2 protein-coding genes are annotated in these 3,513 nt (G+C 57.6%); both read right to left on the bottom strand.

Features of this window, described 5'->3' with window-relative positions; all coding sequences use genetic code 11:
• Positions 1 to 2,280 (bottom strand): Ig-like domain-containing protein (locus tag H9S92_RS17750; protein WP_187468044.1); only part of this gene is annotated, 2,280 nt, incomplete at its 3' end.
• Between the two features lie 717 nt (positions 2,281 to 2,997).
• Positions 2,998 to 3,513, bottom strand: a 516-nt coding sequence (locus H9S92_RS17745; RefSeq protein WP_187468043.1) for a T9SS type A sorting domain-containing protein, incomplete at its 5' end; no start/stop codon positions are given.

Genomic DNA, 3,513 nt, shown 5'->3' with positions numbered 1-3,513 from the left:
CGTTACCGTGGCCGTGCAGGTGGAACTGTTGCCGTTAACGTCCGTTACCGTCAGGGTAACTTCGTTGGGGCCTACGTTGGCGCAGGTGAAGTCCGCCTGGCTGACGGCGTAGGTCTCGATGCCACAGGCGTCAGAAGAACCGTTGTCGACCAGCGGTGCATCGCTGCTGCCGCCACCGCCGCCGGCCGCGAAGACCTGGCCGCCGTTGGCGCTGCTGATGTCCATAGTGTAATCACTGGTTGCTCCGTTGCCGAAGGTGGTGATTACCATCGTGTAGTCTCCGGGAACGAGGTCGAGTTGAATGATGATCAGCGGATCAAGGTTGCCGTTGCCATCGTCGTTGTAAGCCAGAATATTGGCACAGGGAGCAGCAGGGTCGAAACCACCACCGTACAACGCTGCGGTCAGGTCGTCAACACCGCTGAAGGCAAAAGTGTACATATCAGCCGCACTGATCGTGAAGCTGAACGTCTCGTAAAACACGTTGGTACCCACACCAGAGGGGCTACAAGCACCCGGACCGCCAACGGGACGGTTAAAGGTAGGATCCATGCCGTCCAGCATCCCCGTAACCTGCGTTACCGCAGTCGGCGTACCCGTAGCACCAGCGGCGATAGAGGCGTTGCCTTCTTCGTCCAGTTCAATCGTTACGTCCTGGCACAGGGCAACGGGGGGAACCGTGTCGAGTACCGTGATCGTGATCGTACAGGTTTCGCTTACGTTGCCGGAAGCATCGACGTCCGCTTCTTCAAAGACAAACATTTCACCTGCGGCCGCGCAATCAAAGGCCACCAGCGGATCACCTACCAGCACCAGGGGTGGGCAGGCATCTTCGGTCACCAGCAGTTCGCCCGGAGCAATAGAAACAAAGCCGTTTGCGTCGAGGTAAATCGTCGTATCGGTCACGCAAGAAACGATGACTGGGGCGATCGTGTCGATGATGGTCACGTCGTAGGTGCAGCTGCCCTGGTTGCCACTCGCGTCCGTAATTACTACCGTGCGCTGGTAAGTGGAGTCGGCGTCGAGGCAATCAAACATGCGGGCCGTCGGGCCGCCCACGGTGAAGGGACCAGAAAGGTCGTCGGGGCAGTTGTCGTAGATGCTGACTACTGCGTCGTCGTTGGCAATCGTTACGTTGCCCGTGCTGTCGAGCGCCACTTCAATGGCTTCGCAGACGATGACGGGGACAATCGTGTCGATGATGGTCACCTCGTAGGTGCAGCTGCCCTGGTTGCCACTCGCGTCCGTAATCACTACGGTACGCTGGTAAGTGGAGTCGGCGTCGAGGCAATCAAACATGCGGGCCGTCGGGCCGCCCACGGTGAAGGGACCAGAAAGGTCGTCGGGGCAGTTGTCGTAGATGCTGACTACTGCATCGTCGTTGGCAATCGTTACGTTGCCCGTGCTGTCGAGCGCTACCTCAATGGCTTCGCAGACGATGACGGGGACAATCACGTCGACAATCGTCACGTTGTACGTGCAGCTGCCTTGATTGCCGCTGGCGTCCGTAATCACTACGGTGCGCTGGTAAGTGGAGTCAGCGTCCGTGCAATCGAACATCCGGGCAGAAGGACCGCCTACGGTGAAGGGTCCACTCAGGTCGTCGGGGCAGTTGTCATAGATGCTGATAACCGCATCGTCGTTTTCAATCGTTACGTTGCCCGTGCTGTCAAGACCAACCGTGATGTCTCCGCAAACGATGACTGGAACGATCGTGTCCAATACAGTAATGGCAGATTCGCAACTGTTCTGGCCCTGGGTTACCGTAACGGTGATGGGAGAAGCGGCAAGGTCAGCGCAGGTGAAAACCGAGTCACTAAGCATGACACCAGTGACGTCACAAGTGGCTGACACCAAGTCAAATACGCTGATGCTGTCAACCCCCGTAGAGTCGAGGTAGACCGTTACATCGTCACAGCTTACTACGGCCGTACAAGCTTCTACCATGAAAGCACCACGGTCACCCAATACTCCATTGATGTAAATCAAGTAAGTTTCTCCTTCTGTCAATTGAAGGCCGAAAATCCCGGAGTTATTGGTGAAAAGCGGAGACGAGGTGGCTTCGCAATCCAGCATATCGCACGTACCAGAGAGCACAGAAACCTCAGAGTTGAGCGTAGAGCCCATTACAATGATGTTAACCGGCTCCGCAGGAGCAACGAAACTGTACCATACCCCCCGATCCGTGATAATATTCGGCGTTGGAGCAAAACAGAAGTTTCCTGCGGGGTCGTAGGCAACATCTTCGTCGGTTGCGCCAGCGGTAGTGGCAGATGTCATCACCCCTAAGGCAACGGGAATGGCATCCTCACAGTCATCGTTCGCCGGCTGAGCAAACGCAGTAAGCCCACTGAGTAACAGCAGGCAGATTAGGCCTGTTCGGCCCATTCTGGGTAAAAAATTCTTCATTGGGTCGTCGTTAAAATTCGAGATTATAAAGCGGTGCTTCCAGCGAAAGCCAAGGGTCGGAAGCTAAATGATCGGATAAAGGTAGCACTGACACCATAAATTCCTATAGCATTGTGGCAAAAACCACTCAAAAAAATCACTTTAAACACGAAAAATGCCCAAGTTGCCTGTTTCCAACGGCGCGCTTCGCTAATTTTTGTTGAATTTGGGCGCGGCCGCAGGTGCCAGGGAGAGGTACCCGGGAGCAGGGGAAGTGTCGCGGCGGTGTTGTCCCCAATTTAGCCCGACTCCAAGGTATTGTCGCGGCTTCAGCCCGACCAACTGTGGACCTACGGTGCGGCTCGTTTTGGCCCATGGAGTTGCTTGGAGTGAAGCATGGAGTTACACGGAGTTCAGCGCCCAAGGTATTGTCGCGGCTTCAGCCCGACCAACTGTAGACCTACGGTCGCTGAATGTATTGTCGCGGCTTTAGCCCGACCACCAGGACCGCAGGTCCCACCACCAAAAAGAGAAAAGCCCCACCACTCCAACCAGGGAACAGCGGGGCTTTCCCCTGAGTCACCCCAAAGGGCAACTCTGATTCCAGTTCTACCGTACCACCACCATCTTGCGGGTAGCGGTGAAGTCTCCTGCCGTCAGCGTGTAGGTCAGTACACCCGCCGCGCCCAGCTCCGCTGCCGTCAGCGTAACCTGGTTGCGGCCTGCCGTAGCCTCCAGCTTGCGCGTCAGCAGCAGGCGGCCAGCGGCATCCTGTACCGTCAGCGTCGCTGCACCAGCAACGGCCAGCTCGTAGCGGATCACCGTCTCACCGCGTACCGGGTTCGGCGTGTTCTGCAGCAGGGCGTTCAGGCCCGTGGCCACTTCTGCCGTCGTGAACGACAGCGTCAAGGCACCACCCGTTCCGTTCAGGTTCACACCCTCCCGAACCGTGATCTCGTCCGTCAGGCTCACCAGTTCGCTCAGGCGACCCGCAGCCGTAGCCATCACTTCCAGCGTCAGCACCGCATCCGCACCCCGCAGGGCTACCGCCACCAGGCCGTCACCGGCACGGTTCAGGTTGATCGCGCCTTCGCCTGCGTAGCTGGCCGTCACCAGCTCCAGGCC

The organism is Neolewinella lacunae (assembly GCF_014349155.1).
Lineage (GTDB): Bacteria > Bacteroidota > Bacteroidia > Chitinophagales > Saprospiraceae > Neolewinella > Neolewinella lacunae.
Note: the sequence above shows the minus strand (reverse complement) of the source record. Positions and strands in the feature narration are given on the sequence as shown.